This is a genomic window from Rhodococcus sp. IEGM 1406 (assembly GCF_030056745.1).
Classification (GTDB): Bacteria; Actinomycetota; Actinomycetes; order Mycobacteriales; family Mycobacteriaceae; genus Rhodococcus_F; species Rhodococcus_F erythropolis.
Genome location: NZ_JASHKO010000002.1, coordinates 981,202 through 1,001,533, shown reverse-complemented (window position 1 = coordinate 1,001,533; position 20,332 = coordinate 981,202). Strand labels below are relative to the sequence as shown.

At 64.7% G+C, this 20,332-nt stretch carries 16 protein-coding genes; 11 read left to right on the top strand and 5 right to left on the bottom strand.

The annotated features are described in order from the left end of the window. Positions 1–7: 7 nt before the first annotated feature. From QM596_RS14025 to QM596_RS13995, 7 genes are all read left to right on the top strand, one after another. Positions 8–1,270, top strand: a complete 1,263-nt coding sequence (locus QM596_RS14025; protein WP_172933458.1) for a CynX/NimT family MFS transporter — start codon at positions 8–10, stop codon at positions 1,268–1,270. A 113-nt stretch (positions 1,271–1,383) separates the two neighbouring features. Further along, the gene (locus tag QM596_RS14020; RefSeq protein WP_283309335.1) at positions 1,384–2,784 is read left to right on the top strand and encodes an MFS transporter; all 1,401 of its coding nucleotides are present in this window, start codon (positions 1,384–1,386) and stop codon (positions 2,782–2,784) included. Between the two features lie 49 nt (positions 2,785–2,833). After that, positions 2,834–5,335, top strand: a complete 2,502-nt coding sequence (gene nirB, locus QM596_RS14015) for a nitrite reductase large subunit NirB (RefSeq protein ID WP_283309220.1) — start codon at positions 2,834–2,836, stop codon at positions 5,333–5,335. 90 nt (positions 5,336–5,425) lie between these two features. Then, positions 5,426–5,839 carry a nitrite reductase small subunit NirD gene (gene nirD, locus QM596_RS14010; RefSeq protein WP_019747813.1) on the top strand — a complete coding sequence of 138 codons (414 nt, stop codon included), beginning with the start codon at positions 5,426–5,428 and terminating at the stop codon, positions 5,837–5,839. Continuing rightward, positions 5,836–6,996, top strand: a complete 1,161-nt coding sequence (locus QM596_RS14005) for a uroporphyrinogen-III synthase (protein ID WP_283309219.1) — start codon at positions 5,836–5,838, stop codon at positions 6,994–6,996. Before nirD ends, QM596_RS14005 begins: the two co-directional genes overlap by 4 nt. Next, positions 6,983–7,732, top strand: a complete 750-nt coding sequence (locus tag QM596_RS14000; RefSeq protein WP_283309334.1) for a sirohydrochlorin chelatase — start codon at positions 6,983–6,985, stop codon at positions 7,730–7,732. Before QM596_RS14005 ends, QM596_RS14000 begins: the two co-directional genes overlap by 14 nt. Then, positions 7,677–8,324 (top strand): maleylpyruvate isomerase family mycothiol-dependent enzyme, encoded by a 648-nt coding sequence (locus QM596_RS13995; RefSeq protein ID WP_283309218.1) that lies wholly within the window; start codon positions 7,677–7,679, stop codon positions 8,322–8,324. The genes QM596_RS14000 and QM596_RS13995 overlap by 56 nt, the downstream gene beginning before the upstream one ends. A gap of 35 nt (positions 8,325–8,359) precedes the next feature. Here the strand turns inward: QM596_RS13995 and QM596_RS13990 are convergent, their stop codons facing one another. Then, positions 8,360–9,127 carry an 8-oxoguanine DNA glycosylase OGG fold protein gene (locus QM596_RS13990; protein ID WP_003942311.1) on the bottom strand — a complete coding sequence of 256 codons (768 nt, stop codon included), beginning with the start codon at positions 9,125–9,127 and terminating at the stop codon, positions 8,360–8,362. A gap of 89 nt (positions 9,128–9,216) precedes the next feature. Here QM596_RS13990 and QM596_RS13985 point away from each other — a divergent pair, with 89 nt between their 5' ends. Continuing rightward, positions 9,217–9,795, top strand: a complete 579-nt coding sequence (locus QM596_RS13985) for a hypothetical protein (protein ID WP_283309217.1) — start codon at positions 9,217–9,219, stop codon at positions 9,793–9,795. Then, entirely contained in the window at positions 9,792–10,145 is a 354-nt protein-coding gene (locus tag QM596_RS13980; protein ID WP_020907125.1) for a hypothetical protein, read from the top strand. Before QM596_RS13985 ends, QM596_RS13980 begins: the two co-directional genes overlap by 4 nt. Before the next feature lie 5 nt (positions 10,146–10,150). Here QM596_RS13980 and QM596_RS13975 read toward each other — a convergent pair whose 3' ends face one another. Genes QM596_RS13975 through QM596_RS13965 form a run of 3 tightly spaced genes read right to left on the bottom strand, consistent with a single transcriptional unit; the run spans position 10,151 to position 13,047 of the window. After that, positions 10,151–11,902, bottom strand: coding sequence for an NTP transferase domain-containing protein (locus QM596_RS13975; RefSeq protein WP_283309216.1), 1,752 nt, complete (start codon positions 11,900–11,902; stop codon positions 10,151–10,153). Between the two features lie 49 nt (positions 11,903–11,951). Then, positions 11,952–12,248 (bottom strand): MGMT family protein, encoded by a 297-nt coding sequence (locus tag QM596_RS13970; RefSeq protein WP_019747820.1) that lies wholly within the window; start codon positions 12,246–12,248, stop codon positions 11,952–11,954. Positions 12,249–12,258: 10 nt separating this feature from the next. Next, positions 12,259–13,047 (bottom strand): alpha/beta hydrolase, encoded by a 789-nt coding sequence (locus QM596_RS13965; RefSeq protein WP_283309215.1) that lies wholly within the window; start codon positions 13,045–13,047, stop codon positions 12,259–12,261. 52 nt (positions 13,048–13,099) lie between these two features. Here QM596_RS13965 and QM596_RS13960 point away from each other — a divergent pair, with 52 nt between their 5' ends. Both QM596_RS13960 and QM596_RS13955 read left to right on the top strand, forming a co-directional pair. Next, positions 13,100–16,462: an ATP-dependent helicase gene (locus QM596_RS13960; RefSeq protein WP_020969239.1), complete on the top strand. Its 3,363-nt coding sequence runs from the start codon at positions 13,100–13,102 to the stop codon at positions 16,460–16,462. Next, a complete protein-coding gene (locus QM596_RS13955; RefSeq protein ID WP_060938626.1) occupies positions 16,463–19,855 on the top strand; it encodes an ATP-dependent helicase in 3,393 nt (1,130 codons plus the stop codon). Here the strand turns inward: QM596_RS13955 and QM596_RS13950 are convergent. Then, positions 19,852–20,253, bottom strand: a complete 402-nt coding sequence (locus tag QM596_RS13950; RefSeq protein ID WP_003942341.1) for a DoxX family protein — start codon at positions 20,251–20,253, stop codon at positions 19,852–19,854. The two genes, QM596_RS13955 and QM596_RS13950, sit on opposite strands and share 4 nt — an antisense overlap. Positions 20,254–20,332 lie beyond the last annotated feature (79 nt).

Genomic DNA, 20,332 nt, shown 5'->3' with positions numbered 1-20,332 from the left:
TTTGCCGGTGACTGCTCAACTGGAGAGAACCGAAACCCGCTCGTTGATACAAGGCCGTGTGCTCGTCTTCGCAGCGATTGCGATGTCTGCGCTCGTACTTCGACTTGCGGTGACCTCGTTCTCGCCCTTGGCGGCCGAGATTCGCGACGAGATCGGCTTCTCCGCCTCGATCGTCGGTGTCTTCGGCATGGTTCCGACCGCAATGTTCGCCATCTTCGGTCTCATCACTCCCGCCATCGCGAAACGTATCGGGCTCGAGCGAACGGCCCTCGTCGCGATGCTCATGGCCGGCGTCGGAATGCTGTTGCGCGCCATGATGTCTCAGACATGGTCGTTGCTGGCCCTCTCGGCTTTGGCACTGGCAGGCATGGGAATCGGCAATGTCGTGATCCCGCCGTTGGTCAAGCGGTACTTCTCGGATCGCCTCGCCACCATGAGTTCGGTCTACATCGTGGCCGTGCAGATCGGCACCATCGTTCCGGCGTTTGTCGCAGTCCCGGTCGCCGACGCCTTCGGGTGGCGGTTCTCGATCGGCTGGTGGTCCGCCTTCGGCTTCGCCGCAGCAGTGCCGTGGTTGATCACCCTCGCTCGCTCGCGCAAAGCTCGCGCGAACGAAGCCGGGTCCGTCGAGAATGCATCGGATTCGGTTGCGGCAGTGGCAGAACAGCCACGCGGTCAGGTCTGGCGTTCTCCCGTGGCCTGGGGGATGGCCGGCATGTTCGGCATGACCTCACTGATCACGTATTCGATGTTCACGTGGATTCCCTCGATCCTTCGTGACGCCGGAGCCAGTGATGCGTTCGGCGGAACGATGGTCGGAATGTTCTCGGTGATCGGGCTCGTCGCGGCGTTCGGTGCGCCGACCCTGTGCGCCCGCATGGCCAATCCCTTCCCTGTCGTGATCGCGTGTGCCATCTGCTACCTGGTCGGCATGGGCGGGCTGTACTTTGCCCCGATGGCGGCGCCGATCGTGTGGGTTGTCGTCCTGGGCCTCGGTCCGAGCACGTTCCCGATGTCGCTCACGCTGATCAACCTGCGTACTCGTTCGCACATCGGTTCCTCGGCACTGTCCGGCTTCACCCAGGGCATCGGCTACTCCGTTGCCTGCCTCGGTCCGCTCCTGTTCGGCGTTTTCCACGACGTGTCCGGTGGATACGCTGCGCCGTTCGGCCTGCTCGTCGTCGCGGTGATCGTGGTGCTCCTGGGCGCCTACCAGGCATGCAAGCCTCGGATGCTCGAGGATTCCTGGCACGCACCTGCGAAAAACTAGCTCACACCCGGTCTTGTTACCGGGTGAGGATCAATTGACTTCGCGGTCATCGCACGCAGCACCGGCGCAATAACCGTTTTCTACCTTTGGGTCTCCAACATATTCAGGAGGCCCTGGTGAGTCATTACATCGAGCATTGGGATGCAGAGGACGTCGACGCCTGGGAATCCGGCGGCAAGGACATCGCGAAGCGGAACCTGATCTGGTCAGTGGTAGCCGAACACGTCGGCTTCTCGATCTGGTCGATCTGGTCCGTGATGGTGTTGTTCATGCCGACGGATATCTACGGCATCGACGCGGCCGGAAAGTTCTTCCTCGTCGCAGTGCCCACACTTGTCGGGTCGGTCCTCCGCATTCCATACACGGTTGCCACCGCACGGTTCGGCGGTCGTAACTGGACCGTCATGAGTGCGCTGTTCCTCTTCGTACCAACACTTCTCACGCTCTACCTGATGATGAACCCGGGTGCGTCGTACACCACGTTCATGTTGGTAGCGGCCACTGCAGGTATCGGCGGCGGCAACTTCGCGTCGTCGATGACCAACATCAATGCCTTCTACCCGCAACGCCTCAAGGGGTGGGCGCTCGGTCTCAATGCCGGCGGCGGCAACATCGGTGTACCGATGATCCAGCTGATCGGTCTGCTGGTGATCGCCACCGTCGGTAACCGTGCTCCGTGGATCGTGTGCGCTGTCTATCTCGTGTTCATTGCCGCCGCTGCCGTCGGTGCCGCGCTGTTCATGGACAACCTGGGCAACCAGAAGTCGGACCTGCGCTCGATGGCCAAGGCACTCAAGTTCTCCGAGTCGTGGGTGATCAGCTTCCTGTACATCGGTACGTTCGGTTCCTTCATCGGATTCAGCTTCGCCTTCGGTCAGGTTCTGCAGATCAACTTCCTCGCCGGCGGTGCCACTCCGGCCGCGGCCGCGCTGCATGCAGCACAGATCGCCTTCATCGGTCCTCTCCTCGGTTCGATCGCTCGCCCCCTCGGCGGCAAACTGGCCGACCGGATCGGCGGCGGCAAGATCACCATGTGGACGTTTGTCGCCATGGCATTCGCAGCATCGATTCTCGTGACGGCCGGAACGATGGACGACAACACCGCGGGCGTCGCCAGCGCCGGAATCATGGTGACCTTCGTTCTCGGATTCATCGCCCTGTTCCTGCTCTCCGGCATCGGAAACGGATCCGTTTACAAGATGATCCCGGCGATCTTCGAGGCGAAGGCTCAGAGCTTCGACCACATGGATCGAAGCGAGAAGGCAACGTGGTCGCGCAGTATCTCCGGTGCTCTCATCGGATTTGCCGGTGCGGTAGGCGGTTTGGGCGGCGTCGGCATCAACCTGGTGCTGCGCGCGTCGTACAGCAGCCCCGCGAAGTCGGCGACCATGGCCTTCTGGGTGTTCCTGGCCTTCTACATCGCCTGCATCGCAGTCACCTGGTTCGTCTTCCTGCGCAAGCCGTCGACGCTGACCACAGACGTCGACGAGGCGAAAGTCGCAGTCATGGCGTGAGCGGTCCGCGGAATCTCAGAACTATCTCGTACCTCAGGAAGTAGGCGTCATGAGCAAGTCGGTTGTTGTCATCGGACACGGAATGGTCGGACACCGATTCGTCGAGGCACTGCGTTCGCGCGACGAAGCGAACAACTGGTCGGTGACCGTACTCTGCGACGAGCGGTACGCAGCGTACGACCGAGTCGGGCTGTCCTCGTACGTCGGAGCGTGGGACCCCAAGGAATTGGCACTGGCCGGTAACGATTACGTCGGCGACAGCCTGGTCGATCTCCGAGTGGGGGAAGGCGCGCTCTCGATCGACAAAGATGCACGCACGGTCACGACGACAACCGGCGAGACGATCTCCTACGACGCTCTGGTGATGGCGACCGGTTCGTATCCGTTCGTGCCTCCCGTACCGGGGCACGACGGCGACGGATGTTTTGTCTACCGCACCCTCGACGACCTCGACGGTATCCGGGCCGCCGCCGAGAAGGCGGGTCCTGGCGCTGTCGGCATCGTGGTGGGCGGCGGTCTTCTCGGACTCGAGGCCGCAAATGCTCTCTCGCTCATGGGAATGACGGCACACGTCGTCGAACACAATGCGCGATTGATGCCGATGCAGGTCGACGAGGGCGGCGGCGCACTACTCGCTCGCCTCGTCACCGAACTCGGTCTCACCGTTCACACCGGAGTCGGGACGGCGGGAATCTCGCAGGCCGACAACGGAATTGTGGTCGAACTATCCGACGGCTCCACCATCGACGCGTCGCTGCTCGTCTTCTCCGCCGGAGTTCGTCCGCGTGATCAGCTGGCCCGCGACGCCGGCATCGCAGTGGGGGAGCGCGGCGGCATCCTGACCGACCTCGGCTGCGTGACTTCGGACGAGAACATCTATGCCGTCGGAGAATGTGCTGCGGTGGAAGGCCGTTGCTACGGTCTGGTTGCTCCCGGCTACACGACGGCCGAGATCGTGGCCGATCGTCTGCTCGGCGGCGCCGCGGATTTCCCGGGCGCCGACATGTCCACCAAGCTCAAGCTCATGGGCGTCGACGTCGCCAGTTTCGGTGACGCGATGGCGACCTCACCGGGAGCTCTCGAAGTTGTCCTCAGCGACGCGTCCAAGGGGACGTACGCGAAGCTCGTGGTCTCCGATGACGCGAAGATCCTGCTCGGCGGCATTCTTGTCGGTGACGCGTCGGCCTACGCGTCACTGCGCCCGCTGGTCGGTCGCGAACTACCCGGTGACCCGGCGACATTGATCTCGCCTGCGGGGGAGAAGCCGGGTGCAGGCTCGCTGCCCGACGATGCCGAGGTGTGCTCGTGCAACGCGGTGACCAAGGGAGCCATCTGCGGCGCAATCGCGGCCGGCGCATGCGACATTGCTTCGGTGAAGGCGTGCACCAGCGCCGGAACCACCTGTGGCGGTTGCCTTCCCACTGTGAAGCAGCTGCTGGCCGATTCCGGCGTCGTGATGTCGAAGGCACTGTGCGAGCATTTTGCGCAATCGCGGGCCGAGTTGTTCCAGATCGTGCAGTCGACGCAGACCAGAACCTTCTCGGCGCTGATCGCCAAGTACGGCAAGGGCGCCGGTTGCGACATCTGCAAGCCCGTAGTCGCTTCGATTCTGGCATCGACGGACTCCGATCACATCCTGCACCGCCAGCAGGCGTCGTTGCAGGACACCAACGATCACTTCCTCGCGAACATCCAGAAGAACGGTACGTACTCCGTGGTACCTCGTATGCCTGGCGGCGAGGTCACGGGTGAGCAGCTCATCGTCATCGGTGAGGTGGCGCGTGACTTCGGCTTGTACACGAAGGTGACCGGCGGTCAGCGCATCGACTTGTTCGGGGCTCGTGTCGAACAGTTGCCCGCGATCTGGAAGCGTCTCGTCGACGCCGGGATGGAATCGGGTCAGGCGTACGGCAAGTCCCTGCGGACGGTCAAGAGCTGCGTCGGTTCGAGCTGGTGCCGCTACGGCGTTCAGGACTCGGTAGGAATGGCCGTCGACCTCGAGAACCGCTACCGCGGCCTGCGTTCGCCGCACAAGATCAAGTTCGGCGTCTCGGGATGTGCTCGTGAATGCGCCGAAGCGCGTGGCAAGGACGTCGGCGTCATCGCGACGGAGAACGGTTGGAATCTGTATGTGGGCGGCAACGGCGGACAGTCGCCCAAACACGCTCAACTGCTTGCCGGAGGCCTCGACGACGCAACCTTGGTCAAGTACATCGACCGCTACCTCATGTTCTACATCCGCACCGCCGATCGCCTCCAGCGCACGGCGCCGTGGGTCGAATCACTCGAAGGCGGACTCGATCACCTCAAGGCCGTTATTTGTGAAGACAGCCTGGGAATCGGCGAAGAACTCGAGGCTCTGATGGCCAAGCACGTCGAGGGCTACCAGGACGAATGGGCTGGTGTGCTGGGTGATCCGGAGAAGCTGTCGAGGTTCGTCTCGTTCGTCAACGCACCGGAAGAAGCCGACCCGACGGTTGTGTTCGACGAGACCGGAGTGCGCAAGGTTCCAGTCCTGATGGGTATGCCGAGCATCCCTACGCGCCGGTAATAGTCGCGTAACCCGTGGGAAACACGGGGTCCGTAGAAACGTAGACAAGAACCCGCGCGACGTTGTCGCCGGATCGACAGGAGGACTTCGATGAGTGTCATCGATGCGCAGATCGCCAAGCTGGATTCGGATCGACTCGAATGGACGTCGGCCTGCCCGCTGAGCCATCTGATCCCTGGACGCGGGGTCGCCGTGCTTCTTCGCGGCGGCGAGCAGGTGGCGCTGTTCCTGCTAGAGGACGGCACACTCCGGGCTGTCAGCAACTTCGATCCGTACGGCCGCGCCGCGGTGATGTCACGCGGACTCGTCGGCGACCGGGACGGTGAACCGATCGTGGTCTCGCCGCTGCTCAAGCAGGCGTTCTCGCTGGTCGACGGCCGAGCGCTGGACGACTCCGCGGTCGCGCTGCCGGTATACGGAGTTCGCGTGTGGGCCGGCGTCGTTCAGGTACACAGCCTTCAGATGCAAGGCGTTCGCTCGACTGTCGCCGATGCAGTCTCGTGAGTGACGACATGCCGCTGGCTGGATTCACGGTAGGTATCACCGCTTCACGCCGCGCCGAGGAATTCGCGACGTTGCTGACTCGTCGGGGAGCGGACGTCGTTCACGCTCCGGCGATTCGGATCATCCCTCTCGCCGACGACCGCGAGCTCGAAAGGGTGACACAGCAGATCATCTCGGATCCTCCCGAGGTGGTTGTCGCCACCACCGGGATCGGATTCCGGGGTTGGCTGGAAGCAGCCGACGGGTGGGGTGAGGCGGAAAATCTCGGATCCGCGTTGGGCTCGGCTCGTCTGCTCGCGCGCGGACCCAAGGCCAAAGGGGCAATCCGCGCGGCCGACCTTCGTGAAGAATGGTCTCCGGCATCCGAGTCTTCCGCCGAAGTGCTCGAACATCTTCTTGCAGAAGGTGTCTCGGGAAAACGAATCGCCGTTCAACTGCACGGCGCCACTACCGAATGGGAGCCGATTCCCGATTTCTGTCAGGTGCTGCGCGACGCGGGCGCCGAGGTCATCGCGGTCCCTGTCTATCGATGGGAACCGCCGGAGGATCCGACGCTGCTCGACCGGATGATCGACGCCATCGCTTCAGCTGGAATCGACGCCGTCAGCTTCACCAGTGCACCGGCCGTTGCGTCGATGTTGATGCGCGCCGACAAGACCGGGGATCTCGGCGACATTCTCGACGCGATGCGGGGTCCGGTGGCGGCAATGTGCGTCGGCCCGGTCACCTCGGCGCCGCTCGAAGCCTTGAATGTACCGACCACAGCCCCGGCGCGGGCACGTCTCGGGGCGCTCGCGCGACACATCGTCGACGAACTCCCGCAGCGAGCCAACAAGATTCAAGCCGGTGAACACGAAATCAGCATCCGCGGCGGTTGCGTCGTCGTGGACGGTGAAGTGAAGCAATTGCCGCCGGCTGCGATGTCGTTGATCCGCACTCTCGGTGCCAGCCCCGGCCGAGTCGTCTCCCGCGATGAACTTCTGGCATCTCTTCCCGGAGGCGGCGGCGACACCCATGCCGTCGAGACCGCCGTCGCCCGATTGCGCGCGTGCCTCGGTGCGCCCAAAGCCGTTCAGACCGTGGTCAAGCGGGGCTATCGACTTGCCCTCGACCCCGGCGGCTACGTACAGAATCCAGGTGACTATGCAACGCGATGACGATGTACTCGTACTGGTAGCTCACGGCACGCGTAGCCCACGTGGCGTGGAAATGGTTGCCGCCCTTGCCGAAGCCGTCGGCACGCGTGTCGGACGCACGCGCGTTGCCTTTGTCGACGTGCTTGGTCCGTCACCTTCTGAAGTCCTCCGGGACACTCCGGGGCGAGCGATTCTCGTACCGGCCTTCCTGGCGTCCGGCTACCACGTTCACACCGATGTTCGACGCGAAGTGGCGATCAGTGAGCACTCGGCTGTGACTGTGACGCCCGCACTCGGACCCGATCCGGCGCTTGCGCGCGTGCTGCTCCGACGCTTGACCGAAGCGGGGTGGAGTCCAGGCGACGCGATAGTGCTTGCTGCCGCTGGGTCCTCCGATGCGCGGGCGCTGCGAGACGTCGAGCGTGCCGCGCTGATGCTCGCCGAAGCGGCGGGGATCCGGGTGGACATCGGATACATCGCGACCGGGCAACCGAAGGTAGCCGATGTTGTTGCAGCAGCACGCGTTCGCGGCGCGAAGCGAGTGTTCGTTGCCTCGTACCTCCTCGCACACGGACTGTTTCACGAAGGATTGCACGCTGCAGGAGCCGATGGTGTGACCGAACCGCTCGGCGTCGATCCGGGAGTGGTGGACCTTGTCGTGAATCGGTATGAGAGTGCGCGAAGGGAACTAGTATCGCTGCATGACGTCTCACTCCGTAACGCCGACGTATGCCGACCTGGTCGCCGCAGTTCGTGAATCCGACGTCAAGGCACAGGCTCTCATCGGCGGACTGACCGAAGAGCAGGCGCGGGAGCCCTCCGGGCTCCCCGGGTGGAGTCGGGGACACGTCGTGACGCACATGTCGCGCAACGCCGACGCGCTGGGCAGATTTGTTGCCGGAGTGCAGGGCGGCGAATCGGGGGAGATGTATCCCGGGGGACCGGACGCGCGCAATGCTGCAATCGAGGAAGGTGCAGATCGCCCGGCTGAGTTGTTGGCTCTCGACTACCGCTTCTCGGGAACGAGACTGGTCGACGCGTTGTGCGAGATCCAGGCAGATCGACTGGACACGCCGGTGCCGTGGCGCAAACCTGTGACGGCATTCGATCTGCCGATTCTGCGCTGGAACGAGATCGAGATTCACCTGATGGACCTCGACATCGGCTACACCTGCCACGACTGGCCTGCCGAGTTCGTGGAATTCACTCTCGCCCGTCAGTTGGGCGCACTGGAGACAGCGGTCCCGGGTGTACGTGTTCCTTCGCTGTCGGATGCGGAAACCTTGGCCTGGTTGGTCGGGAGGCCGACGAGAGCGGGACTGCCGACCCTCCCTGCCTGGCCTTTCTGAGACACGGCCTTTCTGAGACACGGCCTTTCTGAGAGTTAGAACAGGGTGGGGGCGCTGACGTCGTTGCGTGCTTGGGCCAACCGCGCACTCCACCGTTTCACCAACCACATCTCGACGATCTCGGGTTGGGTGCCGGCGGCATAGGCCCAACTGTCGAGCAGTTCGCAGTACCGGCGGTAGCGACGCGTCGTGAAGCCCGTGACGGAAGGATCCTCGAGCCAGCCCTCGTGGATGAGTGTCGAGACGCCGTACTGATCGATCATCTGAGCGCGTCGGCCTTCGTCCTGTACGCCCACCGCCCACATGAAAGCGGCCATGAGTGATACCCCCACGCCGGGGGTGAGTGGCCACCCGGACCAGGTGTCGCGTCGCACGACCGGCATCGACTTGTTTTTCGAACAGTGATCGAGAATGGCTGTGATCTGGGTCAGCGGATCCTCGTCTTCGCGGTGATGCGGATTGAAGACGTTGGGGAACCGCCGCGTGAACCGTCTGCTTTCGTGCGAGCCCTGCCAGGCCGCGCAGAGAAAGAGCAGTCCGAGGCCGTCGTGCTGGGCGACAACGAGGTCGCTCGACGGGCGAAGGTCGTTGCGTTGAACGATGGCTCGGCCTTCGGTGATCACTTTGCCGTCGAGGTCACGCCCGCGCAGGCTGATGGTGTGGCCGGCGTCCTTCAGGTGCGCGTTCCACCAATCCAGGTCGACGGTCGCTTCGTCGTCGAGGACGTGCAGTGGAAAGGTGCGGGAGCGGCACCACTCGACCAATGCGTCCGGCGGTTCGAATCCTTCGTCGACACGATTCATGGCGCGATGATCCCACGAGTCGCCGACAGGAATTCGTCCGACGCGCAGGTCACCGAGATGGAACCGGACACTCGCGGTACGCTCCGCTCATGAAATTGGCGTCCTCGCAGGTGCGGCCGGCGCTGTGGACGGTAGCCATCGCCTTGACGGCCACGGGTCTGAGCGGATGCATCGGTGCCGTCGATCGGATGGATTTCGACAACCAGATGCGCGAACGTGGCGGTGGGATGACGTCGGAGTTGGTGCGAGGCGGGTTCGACAGCCTCGCACATAGATACGGCGTCGACGCGATATCGGTGACCAGCATCGACATCAGCCCGATCGAGACGCTCGGCGTCACCGTTCGTGACCCCGGGAAGCCGTCACAGCTCGACAGATTCGCTTTCGACGGCGTCATTCTCGGCGAGCCCATCCCCGTGCAAGTCAGTGTCACCGATGATCTCGATGCGCGATCGTTCACGCTGGATCAAGTGCCGGCATTGGCGAATATCGAGAAGTTGGTCGACGACGCGCTGGCGAGCAGCGGAGTCGACGACGGCGAAGTCTCCGGGATCTCGGTCAGTCGCACCGAGTCGATACACGCCTCCGTGATGGTGGAATCCCCACGCTCGCGAGTACTTGTGGTCTTCGAGCCTGACGGAACTCCCTTTCTGGTGCAGCCGCTGTGAGCCGCCGAATCGCTCCGTTACTGATCTCGGTAGCGGTGATCGTGGTCGTGGGAATCTTTGCCGCACTGCTGTCTTCGGTGATCTGGCCCGGCCAGGTCGCGCACTTGGCGCCGATCTTCTGTGAAGAACCGACATCGAGCGCGATGGTCGTCTCGGATTCCTTTACCGACGGCGACGGTACGTCCACCAATTTCACGCTGTACTGCGTCGGACCGCGCGGTCAGACCGTTGATGCCGGCTGGCTGCTGCCGTTCTTGGTGCTGTGGGGCGTGTATTCGCTGGTGCTCGCGATCGTGGTCGGCGTGATCGTGCTGGCGGACGTCGGCCGGCGCGGGCGCCGAAACCGCTGACCCCGTCAGCGTGGGAGGACGACCAATTCGGCGACGGCGCCGTCGTCGGAGTGTGCCGGTACGAGTGCAAACGCCGAGCGTTCGATCAGCCCCGCAAGGTGCGCGGTACGTACAGACGGATCGGCGCGCCAGCGACCGTCTTCGGATTGTGTCACCGGCAACAGGCGTACCGCATCGGAACTCACCGCAGCGGCGTTCTCGATGATGCCGAGTAGTGGCGGCGGCGTGTCGCTTCCGGTCAAGGCGGCCACGACGGTGGGCAGCATCGTCAACAGGGTGGTCACGGCGGCATACGGATTGCCGGGGAGGCCGAGAACCACCAGACCACTGGGCAGGACGGCCGTTATCTGAGATCCGCCGGGGCGCGAGGCGACTCGCCCGACAATCGTGCGAGCGCCGAGTCGATCGAGCGCACTGCGCATTTCGTCGGCAGCGCCGCCTCCCGTCGCACCGATGACGACGAGTAGATCGGCTTCCTGGTCGACTCCGTCTGCGAGCACCCGCTCGAAACTGTCCGCAGTGTCTCGCAGGTGCGAATTCGCCACGCACCGTACGCCGTTGCTTTCCAGTAGGTAGGGGAGAATCCCGCCGACGGAGTCGCGAGTCTGACCTTCACGCAGTGGACCGGTCCGCCGGATCTCGTCGCCGGTGACTATCAGGCGTGCCCGTACCGGACCACGGACGAGGGCGTCGAACACTTCACCGCTGGCAGCTGCGGAGATCACCGCCGGAGTCACCGCGGTACCTGTCGGGGCGATCGTGAATCCGGTGGTCCAATCTTCCCCTCGTGGTCGAGCGTCGTTGCGATGCGGCGCATCCGGCAGTCTCCGTACCATCCGAGATGGCTCGTCGACGGACAGATACTCGTCACGAATTACCGAGGTGGCGCCGAGGGGCAGGTGTGCTCCCGTGGCAATGCGAATCGCTTCACCTTCGCCGAGTTCGAGTTGCCCGTCGGCGCCCGCGATGCGGATCTCGGTGCGGATTCGCCAGGGGCCCTCGCCGGAGACCGCGTACCCGTCCATCGCCGAAACGTCTGACCTGGGAAGATCACCCAGGGCGACCAGAGGCTGCGCGAGCGTTGCTCCGAGGCTGTCGGCGAGATCGGCACGGTGCGGCGGCAATGCTGTCAGCGAGTTCCTGACGGCGGCGCGGGCTTGATCGACCGTCAGCCGCGGATGGCTTCGCGCGCGATCGATGTCTTCCGGTGTGTCGCAGTCGGTCGTACCAGCGACACTCAGCGTCGAGAACGGCTCGGTGACAATCGCTTTCATAGGTTGGTTCTCCAGCCCCGAACTCTCCCGCAATGTGGACAGGCGTTGCCGGAGTTCGCGAAATGTCCATGCGGAGAACAGGAATTGGGTTCGGTTGTTCTCGTCCACGGCACACGTCACCGGATTGTCCGTCGACGTGGCAGCGATCAAGGCGTCGACTGATTCGGCCTCGATGTGCGGCAGGTCGGACGCCAGCACCACCACCACGGCGTTATCGGGTAACCGGGTCGCAGACAACCCGGCCCAGATCGCCTCGACAGGGCCGGCTCCGGCCGGAGATTCCTGAGTTTGGGTGATTCCAGGATCAAGTTCAGGTCGATGCGGGCCGACCACGACGACGGCGTCGAGATGCGACGTTGCTGAAAGCGCGATGTCGAGGAGCCTGCGACCGTGTACGAGAAGGCCAGGTTTGTCGAGACCACCCATTCTGGTCCCGCGACCACCCGCCAGAATGACGGCGGCGGTCGGCGGCGTGGTGGTCATGCCTCCATGCTGCCCCATCGCCGGGGTGAGGACGACCGGTGACACGGGATCAGAAGTGAAACCGTGCCTTCTTCAGGTCGATCCGACCCTCCTTGATCGGTACCCCTTCGAGTTCGAGCTTGGCGATCTGACGATGAGCCAGGTGCGCCGACGGTTTGCCGGAGGCGCCGAGAACCCGATGCCACGGCAGGTCGGCAGAGTCCGTCCGCATGATCCAACCGACCGTGCGAGCACTGGAAAGTCCTGCAGCATCAGCGATATCGCCGTACGTCGCCACGAAACCGGCCGGAATCGACGCGATGAGTCGCCGTACCTCTTCGATCTGCTCTTCGGTGGTGGCTGCCATGTCGGTTCCTTCAGAGCACGCTGCGAACGAGGGCGGCGACTTCGTCGGCCCGCACGTGCGGGACCATGTGGTCACAGTCGAATTCGACGCTGGTCAGATTTTCACCGAGGTGCTCGGTGAGCGCTGCCCGGAACTCGTCGGTGACGTACGGAGGCTGGACTTTCATTGCTTGAACCAGCACGGTCGGCATGGAAGGCGGTGGCAGCACGATCGGGCGAGCGAGTTCGCCCCACCCGGTCACGATCGCGGGCGTGGACAGGCGCCAGTTGACGCGCCCGTTGCCCAGTTCAATCAGGTGCTCGGCCATCTCGACGTCGAGGTCCTGGGTGGGAACCTCACCCCACGAGCCGTGAATCTTCTCGGAGTACGCCTCGGCCGCATCGGTGTAATCCGGTGAGCCGATTGTGAGTTCGGCCACTTCCTGCATGAAAGTCGGATCCAAGCTGATCGCTGGATCGAGCAGAACGAGCCCACGAACGCGTTCCGGCGCGGTGGCCGCGAGGTGAAGCGCCAGCATTCCGCCGAACGAATGCGCGACGATCACCACCGGTCCGTTTGCATGTTCGTCCAGTGTCTCGAGCAGGCTCTCCACGTGGGATTCGATGTTCCACGGGGGAGCCCAGGTCGAGCGTCCGTGACCGCGCAGATCGGGCGAGATCCAGCGCGCTTGGGGCAGTTGGTTCTCGGCCATCGACTGCCAACGGCGGCCGTGACCGGTCAGACCGTGCAGCGAAAGGATCTCCGGCGCCCCGACGGGTCCGTAGAGATACGTATGGAGTGCAGACACGAGGTCAATCATGCCGGATGCAGGCGATGTGTGAGTTGTCGGTGCGCTCTGGTGGAATGCCTGGGTGAGTGAGACGGCAACACGCAGCAAGGTCACCATTCCGCGGGCGCGGTTGGTGCACCGAACTGCACCGTCTCCGATACCCCGAACGTGGGATGAAGGGACGACGCGGCTCTTCGCGCCGCCGTCCGAGGATCCGTTCCAGCTCGCGTTCGGCCCTGTTTCTTTCGGTTCGGCAGCGGCTTGGAATCCCTGGCAGGTACTCGGCAGTCCCGGAACCGGCAAGACGTCCCTTCTCGTGGATCTGGCAGTGCAGAAGATCTCGGGTGGCGAAGATCCTGAATCGGTCCTGGTGCTCACCCAGTCACGCCGAGCCGCGACGCAGGTCCGCGAGCAGATCACCGCTGGGTTGCTCGGGTACCAACAGGAACGCGGACCGCAGGCAACCCGTGAGCCGCTGGTACGCACCGTTCACTCTTACGCCTTTGCCGTTCTCCGGCTTCAAGCCGCAGCACACGGCAACGCGCCGCCACGCCTGATCACCGGCGCCGAGCAGGACTCGGTGCTCCGCGAGATGTTGCGCGGAGACATCGAAGACGGTGCGCTCCGGTGGCCGGAGCGCCTGCGACCCGCATTGGGTTTGAACGGCTTTGCCGTCGAACTTCGAGATCTGATGCTGCGAGCCAACGAGCGCGGGCTCGGCCCCGAAGATCTGGTCAAGCTCGGCAAGAAGCGTGGCCGTCCGGAGTGGGTGGCGGCCGGGCGGTTCGCCGAGGCCTACGAGCAAGGCGTGCTGCTGCGCGGCAGTGTCGGTGTCGAGGCTCCGGAGGCGACGGCGCCGGCACTCGACGCGGCCGAGTTGATCGGTGCGGCCTTGACCGCGTTCGCCACCGATCCCGAATTGCTTCGCTCCGAGCGCGCTCGGATCCGGCACCTCCTTGTCGACGACGCACAACATCTGGATCCGCAGGCGGCGCAACTGGTTCGGTTGATCGGAACCGGAACTGCGGGCACGGTCATCGCCGGTGATCCCGATCAGTCCGTCTTCGGATTCCGCGGTGCGGATTCGGCGTTCCTGCTCGGACTGGCCGAGCGCGGAGACGAGCGCCAGATCGTTCTGCCCGTCACGTATCGCAACAACGCCGACGTCGCGTCGATCGCGGCCAAGATCGCTGCGCGGCTGCCTGGCAACTTGGCTCATCGCATCGCGGTTCCATCCGATCTCACCGATGAGAATCCGGGACGGGCGTCGGTGCGGGTTCTCGGTACGACGGCCAAAGAGGCGGCAGTCGTCGCAGATACCTTGCGCCGGGCGCATCTGCTGGACGGGATTGCGTGGTCCGACATGGCCGTCATCGTGCGGTCGGTCCCGCGCACTCTCGCCCCTCTCCGGCGAGCCCTGCTCGCGGCGGGGGTGCCCGTCACGACCGCTGCCACCGAATTGCCGCTCGCGCGGCAACACGGAGTGTCCGGCCTGCTGCTGGTCCTTCGGGCGCTCGGCGGCGATCAGTTCACCGGCGACGACGCGCTTGCCCTGATGGCCGGTCCCATCGGCGGCGCCGAACCGGTCACCCTGCGCCGGTTGCGTCGTGGCCTGCGCCGGGTCGAGTTGGCATCGGGAAGTGATCGGGACTCTTCGGAGTTGTTGCGGCTCATTCTGATCGACGAGGATCGTGCGCAGTCCAAGCGCCTGATGGGCAAGCTGACAGACGTCGAAGCTGCGGCCCTCAATCGCGTGCTGTCGGTCCTTCGCAAGGCCCGGGTGCCTCTCGAGCGTGGTCTCGGGGTCGAAGAAGTTCTGTGGGCGGCCTGGCAGGCGACGGGGCTGGAACGGCGGTGGGCGGCCGCGTCGGCGCGCGGCGGACCGATCGGCTCACAAGCCGATCGAGACCTCGACGCCGTAGTCGCACTCTTCGACGCGGCTGCCAACTACGTCGACCGGCTGCCGCGTTCGCAACTCTCCGGTTTTGTCGACTACTTGACCAGCCAGGAGATACCGACCGACTCGCGGAGCCGATCGGTCATCGCTCCCGACGCCGTCACCGTGGTCAGCGCTCACGCCGCGGCGGGGCGCGAATGGGCGGTTGTGGCGGTGGCGGGTGTGCAGGAGGGGCTCTGGCCGAGTTTGCGGGCACGCGGCTCGCTACTGCGTACCGAAGCTCTTATCGACCTGGTCAACGGAGTCTCCGACGGCAGTGACTCGGCTGCCGAACGACTCTCGCGAACCGCGCCGCTTCTGGCCGAAGAACGCAGGTTGTTCCTGGTCGCCTGTAGCCGTGCTCGTCGCCGTCTGCTGATCACCGCAGTCGAATCGGCTTCGGGGGACACCGACTTGGTGCCTTCGCGGTTCGTGGACGAATTGATCCGTGGTGACGCGTACTCGGACGACCCGTCCTCCGATCTCGACGTCGTTGCACCCGAGACCGGGGATACCCGGGTTCTGTCGCTGCCTGCACTGGTCGCACAGCTTCGCAGCGTGGTGTGTGATCCCGACATCGCGCATTTCGACCCCGAGAAGCATTCTCGGGCTGCTCGCCAGTTGGCCCGTCTGGCTGCGGCCGGAGTACGAGGCGCGCATCCGGATCAGTGGTACGGCACAGCCGAGCCGAGTACCGCTGCTCCCATGTGGCAACCCGAGGACGGACCGGTTTCACTGTCCCCGTCCACCATCGAGCTTCTCGAAACATGTCCTCTCCGATGGGTGTTCGAGCGCCACGGTGGCAGCGACGGAGACAACACTCATGCGATCGCCGGTACGCTGGTCCATACCTTGGTGCAGGCACTGGCCGGCCGGATTCCACCGGATCAGGTCGAGAAGGCACTCGAAAATGCCTGGGAATCCATCGATCTGGGATCGCAGTGGTACTCGCGCCGTGAACTCAATCGAACTCGGGAGATGCTGGCGACGTTCACGGCCTGGATGAACGCAACTCGCGGTGAGCTGACCGAAGTCGGCGTCGAGGTGGCGGTCGAGGGGGTCCTCGAACCGCGCGAAGAAGGAGCGCCTGCGGTCAAGCTACGTGGCCGGATCGACCGGCTCGAGCGCGACACCGAAGGTCGTCCAGTGGTTGTCGACGTCAAGACTGCGCGAAACCCCGTCAGCAACGAGGCCGCGCAATCTCATGCGCAGTTGGCGGCGTACCAGGTCGCAGCGGCCGAAGGTGCGATTGCCGGCGAACCGGCCACACAACCCGGCGGTGCACGCCTGGTATTCGTGGCCAAGTCCAACAAGAAGGACGGTGCGGCGCAGCGAGTTCAGCCGCCGCTGACGGCCGAAGCCGTCGAGATGTGGCGAGACGTCATTCACAACGCTGCGGCAGCGACCCAAGGACCGCAGTACCTGGCCAGGGTCAACGATGGATGTAGACATTGCCCGGTGCGTTCGAGTTGCCCGGCACACGACGAGGGACGACAGGTGAGTAACTAAGTGGCTGCCGCGACGCAGAAGGCACGCCGACCGAAGATCGACCCTGTCGACCTGGCGGTCGCGCTCGGTCAGCACCCTCCGACGCCCGAGCAGGCAGCAGTGATCGCCGCACCGCTCGGTCCGACATTGGTGGTCGCCGGCGCCGGTGCCGGAAAGACCGAGACGATGGCTGCTCGCGTCGTGTGGCTGGTGGCCAACGGCTTCGTCGACCCCGAGGCGGTTCTCGGCCTGACCTTCACGCGCAAAGCGGCGCAACAGCTCACGTCGCGAATCCGCAAGCGGTTGGCGCGGCTGGCGGGTTCGGACGTTCTGCGGGCACTCGACCCGACCGGCGGAGTGCGTTCCCGGATTCTGGCCGGCGAACCCGAAGTCAGTACCTACCATGCTTACGCGGGACGGTTGCTCTCCGAACACGGACTGCTGTTGCCCATCGAACCCTCGGCGACGTTATTGTCCGAGACCGAACTGTGGCAGGTTGCGCACCGCGTCGTGAGCGGCTGGGACAGTGATCTGGACACCGACAAGAATCCGGGTTCGATCACCGAAACCGTTCTGGCCCTTGCCGGTCAGTTGGCGGAGCACCTGGTCGATCCCGAGCAGTTGCTCGAGGCACACACCGAGCTGGACAAGCTGATTCACACTCTGCCCGCCGGCCCGAAACAGCGGGGTGGACCGAGCAAGGAGCTGTTGAATTACCTTGATGTGCAACATAAGCGCATCGAACTGTTGCCTCTCGTCGCCCGGCTGGGTGAGACGCTGCGGCGTGAAGGCGCATTGGATTTCGGCAGCCAGATGTCGCTGTCTGCCCGGGTCGCCGCCGAGCATCCCGAGGTCGGGCAGACCGAGCGTGAGCGCTTTCGGGTGGTTCTTCTCGACGAGTACCAGGACACCGGTCACGCTCAGCGAGTGTTGTTGTCCTCGTTGTTCGGTGGGGGAGCCGACGGCCGTTTGGCGCTGACGGCCGTCGGCGACCCGATGCAGTCGATCTACGGTTGGCGCGGCGCGTCGGCGGCCAACCTGCCCCGGTTTGCAACCGATTTCCCGCTTGCCAACGGAAAACCGGCTCCGACGCTCGAACTGCTCACGAGTTGGCGTAACCCGCCGGAGGCTCTCGAGCTGGCAAACCTGTCGTCGGCACCGTTGCGTCGACGCGGCGTGGCCGTCAGTACCCTGCGTGCGCGGCCCGGAGCCGTCGCCGGAGACGTTCGACTGGCGTTGCTGGGAGACGTCGAACAGGAACGTCAGTGGGTGGCGGAGAAGATCGCCGGAGAATACGAGGCGGCACGTGCCGAAGACCGCCCGACGCCCACGGCAGCGGTGTTGATCCGCCGGAACGCCGATGCCGCTCCGCTGGCCGAGGCCTTGCGGTCCAAAGGTCTGCCGGTCGAAGTTGTCGGGCTCGGTGGGCTCCTGCACACACCCGAGGTTGCTGACGTGATCGCCATGCTCCGGGTGGTCGCCGATCCACTTGCAGGAAGCGCAGCTGTTCGGCTGCTCACCGGCGCGCGATGGCAGATCGGCGCGAAGGATCTCGCCGCACTCTCTCAACGCTCCCGCGAACTTGCCATCTCCGCGGGATACGGAACGGCGGGTGCGGTCACCGACGCCGAGGCGCTTACCTCGGCGGTCCACGATGCTCTGCCCGGGGAGAACGCCGAGCAAGCAGGATTGGTCGACTCGATCTCCGATCCAGGCCCGGCAGAACGCTATTCGGCTCTCGGGTACACACGCATCAACGCGATAGCGGCAGAGTTGGCGTCGTTGCGCGAACGTATCGGCCAGCCGCTCACCGAATTGGTGGCGGAGGTCGAGCGGGTGCTCGGGATCGGAATCGAGGCGGGCGCACGGACCCGAGTCGGCGTCGTCGGGACCGCGGGCCGCGAGCACCTCGACGCATTCGCCGACGTTGTCGCCAACTACGCGACGCGTCCAACTGCCAATCTGACCGGGATGCTGGCTTTCTTCGCGGCAGCCGAACAGATCGAAAAGGGCCTCACGCCAGGCGAAGTGGAGGTGGCGCCGGATCGGGTCCAGATCCTGACCGTGCACTCGGCGAAGGGGCTCGAATGGGAAGTAGTGGCGATCCCGCATGTCAGCGACGGGGTGTTCCCCTCGTCCACCGCGTCCGGATCGTGGCTCGGGGCGCTCGCCGAACTGCCACCGTCGTTGCGTGGTGACCGGGCGGTCGACGCGGATTCGGCCGACGGAGTTCCGGTGCTCGACCTCGAGGAGCTCTACAACCGCAAGGACCTCGAGAACGCGATAACGGCGCACAAGAAGGCCTTGTCCAACCGTCGCCTGGACGAGGACCGGCGGTTGTTCTACGTCGCGCTGACCAGAACCGAACGGGCGCTGTTCATCTCGGCGCATCACTGGGCGGAATCCGGTGCGGAACCGAAGGGGCCTTCGGAGTTCCTGGACGAGCTGCATCAGATGGTCACGGCCGACAACGATGCCGATGAGGAAGACTCACGCGGTGCGATCGGCGTCGTGGAGGAATGGGCGCCGGCCCCGGAACCCGATACCGAGAACCCGTTGGCCGCCACTCCCCGTACGGCGCAGTGGCCGCCGGATCCGCTGGGTGCGCGGCGCGGCGCCGTCGAGGCCGGAGCCGCGAGCGTCCTGTCCGCACTCGCTTCGCTGCCGCAAGACAGCGAAGAGGCGGAAGAACCGGAGGACGATCCGGAGAACTGGGCCTCGGACGTCGACGTTCTCCTGGCCGAGCGCGAGGCCCGCGCAAACGCGCGGGCCGAAGTGATTCTCCCGGCGCAGCTTTCGGTGACTCAGCTCGTCGACCTCAAGGCAGATCCGGACGAACTGGCGGCTCGCCTACGTCGTCCGCTGCCGTATCCGCCCAACCCGTTGGCTCGTCGCGGAACCGCTTTTCACGCCTGGATCGAGCGAAGGTTCGGTGCGACTCGGCTGTTGGATCTCGACGAGCTACCCGGCGCCGCGGATACCGGCGCGGGTCCCGAGACCGACCTGGTGAAACTTCAGGATGCGTTCTTGCGGTCCCCGTGGGCCAATCGCAGCCCGATCGAAGTGGAAGTTCCTTTCGAAACATCCATTGCCGGAACGGTTTTGCGAGGTCGGATCGACGCTGTGTTCGCCGATCCCGACGGCGGATGGACGGTGATCGACTGGAAGACCGGTGCCGAACCGTCGGCCGCCAACGAGGACGCTGTTGTGATGCAGTTGGCCGCGTATCGGGTGGCCTGGGCCGAATTGATGTCAGCCAGAGCTCGTTCGGCGGGGCGCAACGAACAGTTTCCGGCCGACAAGGTGCGGGCGGCGTTTCACTACGTTCGATCGGGTCGCACCATCGCACCCGAGAACCTGCCGGACGGTGAGGCTCTCGCTCGCCTCATCCGAACGGCAGGCGCGCAAGATTAGCTTGCGTTTCGGCGAGCCTTGAGTGCTTCGGTCACCAGCGGAACCTGCAGGGGGAGACGTGCGATCGAACCGATCTTCTGCGGGGTGGACGTCTTCGGGCTTCGGCACCAGTCGATCGCCATCTGGATGTTGGCGGGGAACACGGCAACAAAGAGCGCGGCGGCAAGGCCCGCGCCGAGCTTGCGGGTCTTCGGCACGGCCAAGGCAGCGCCGATCGCCAGTTCCGCGACGCCGGACACCTGGGTGTAGGTGCGGGCCTGTCCGGGAAGCTGGCGGGGAACGGTGCTGTCGAAGAACGAGGGCGCTACAAAATGCATGGTGCCGGCGCCGAGAAGGAGGGCCGACAAACGAAGAGCGGCTGCTTGGCTGGGAGTGGACGTCGAACCGGTGAAAGGCATTTGCCCAGCCTGCCTCACGGTGGACCTTCTTGCCACTACCGGCGCCACGACCCGCACGCTATTCGGCGCCCGAGTTCCG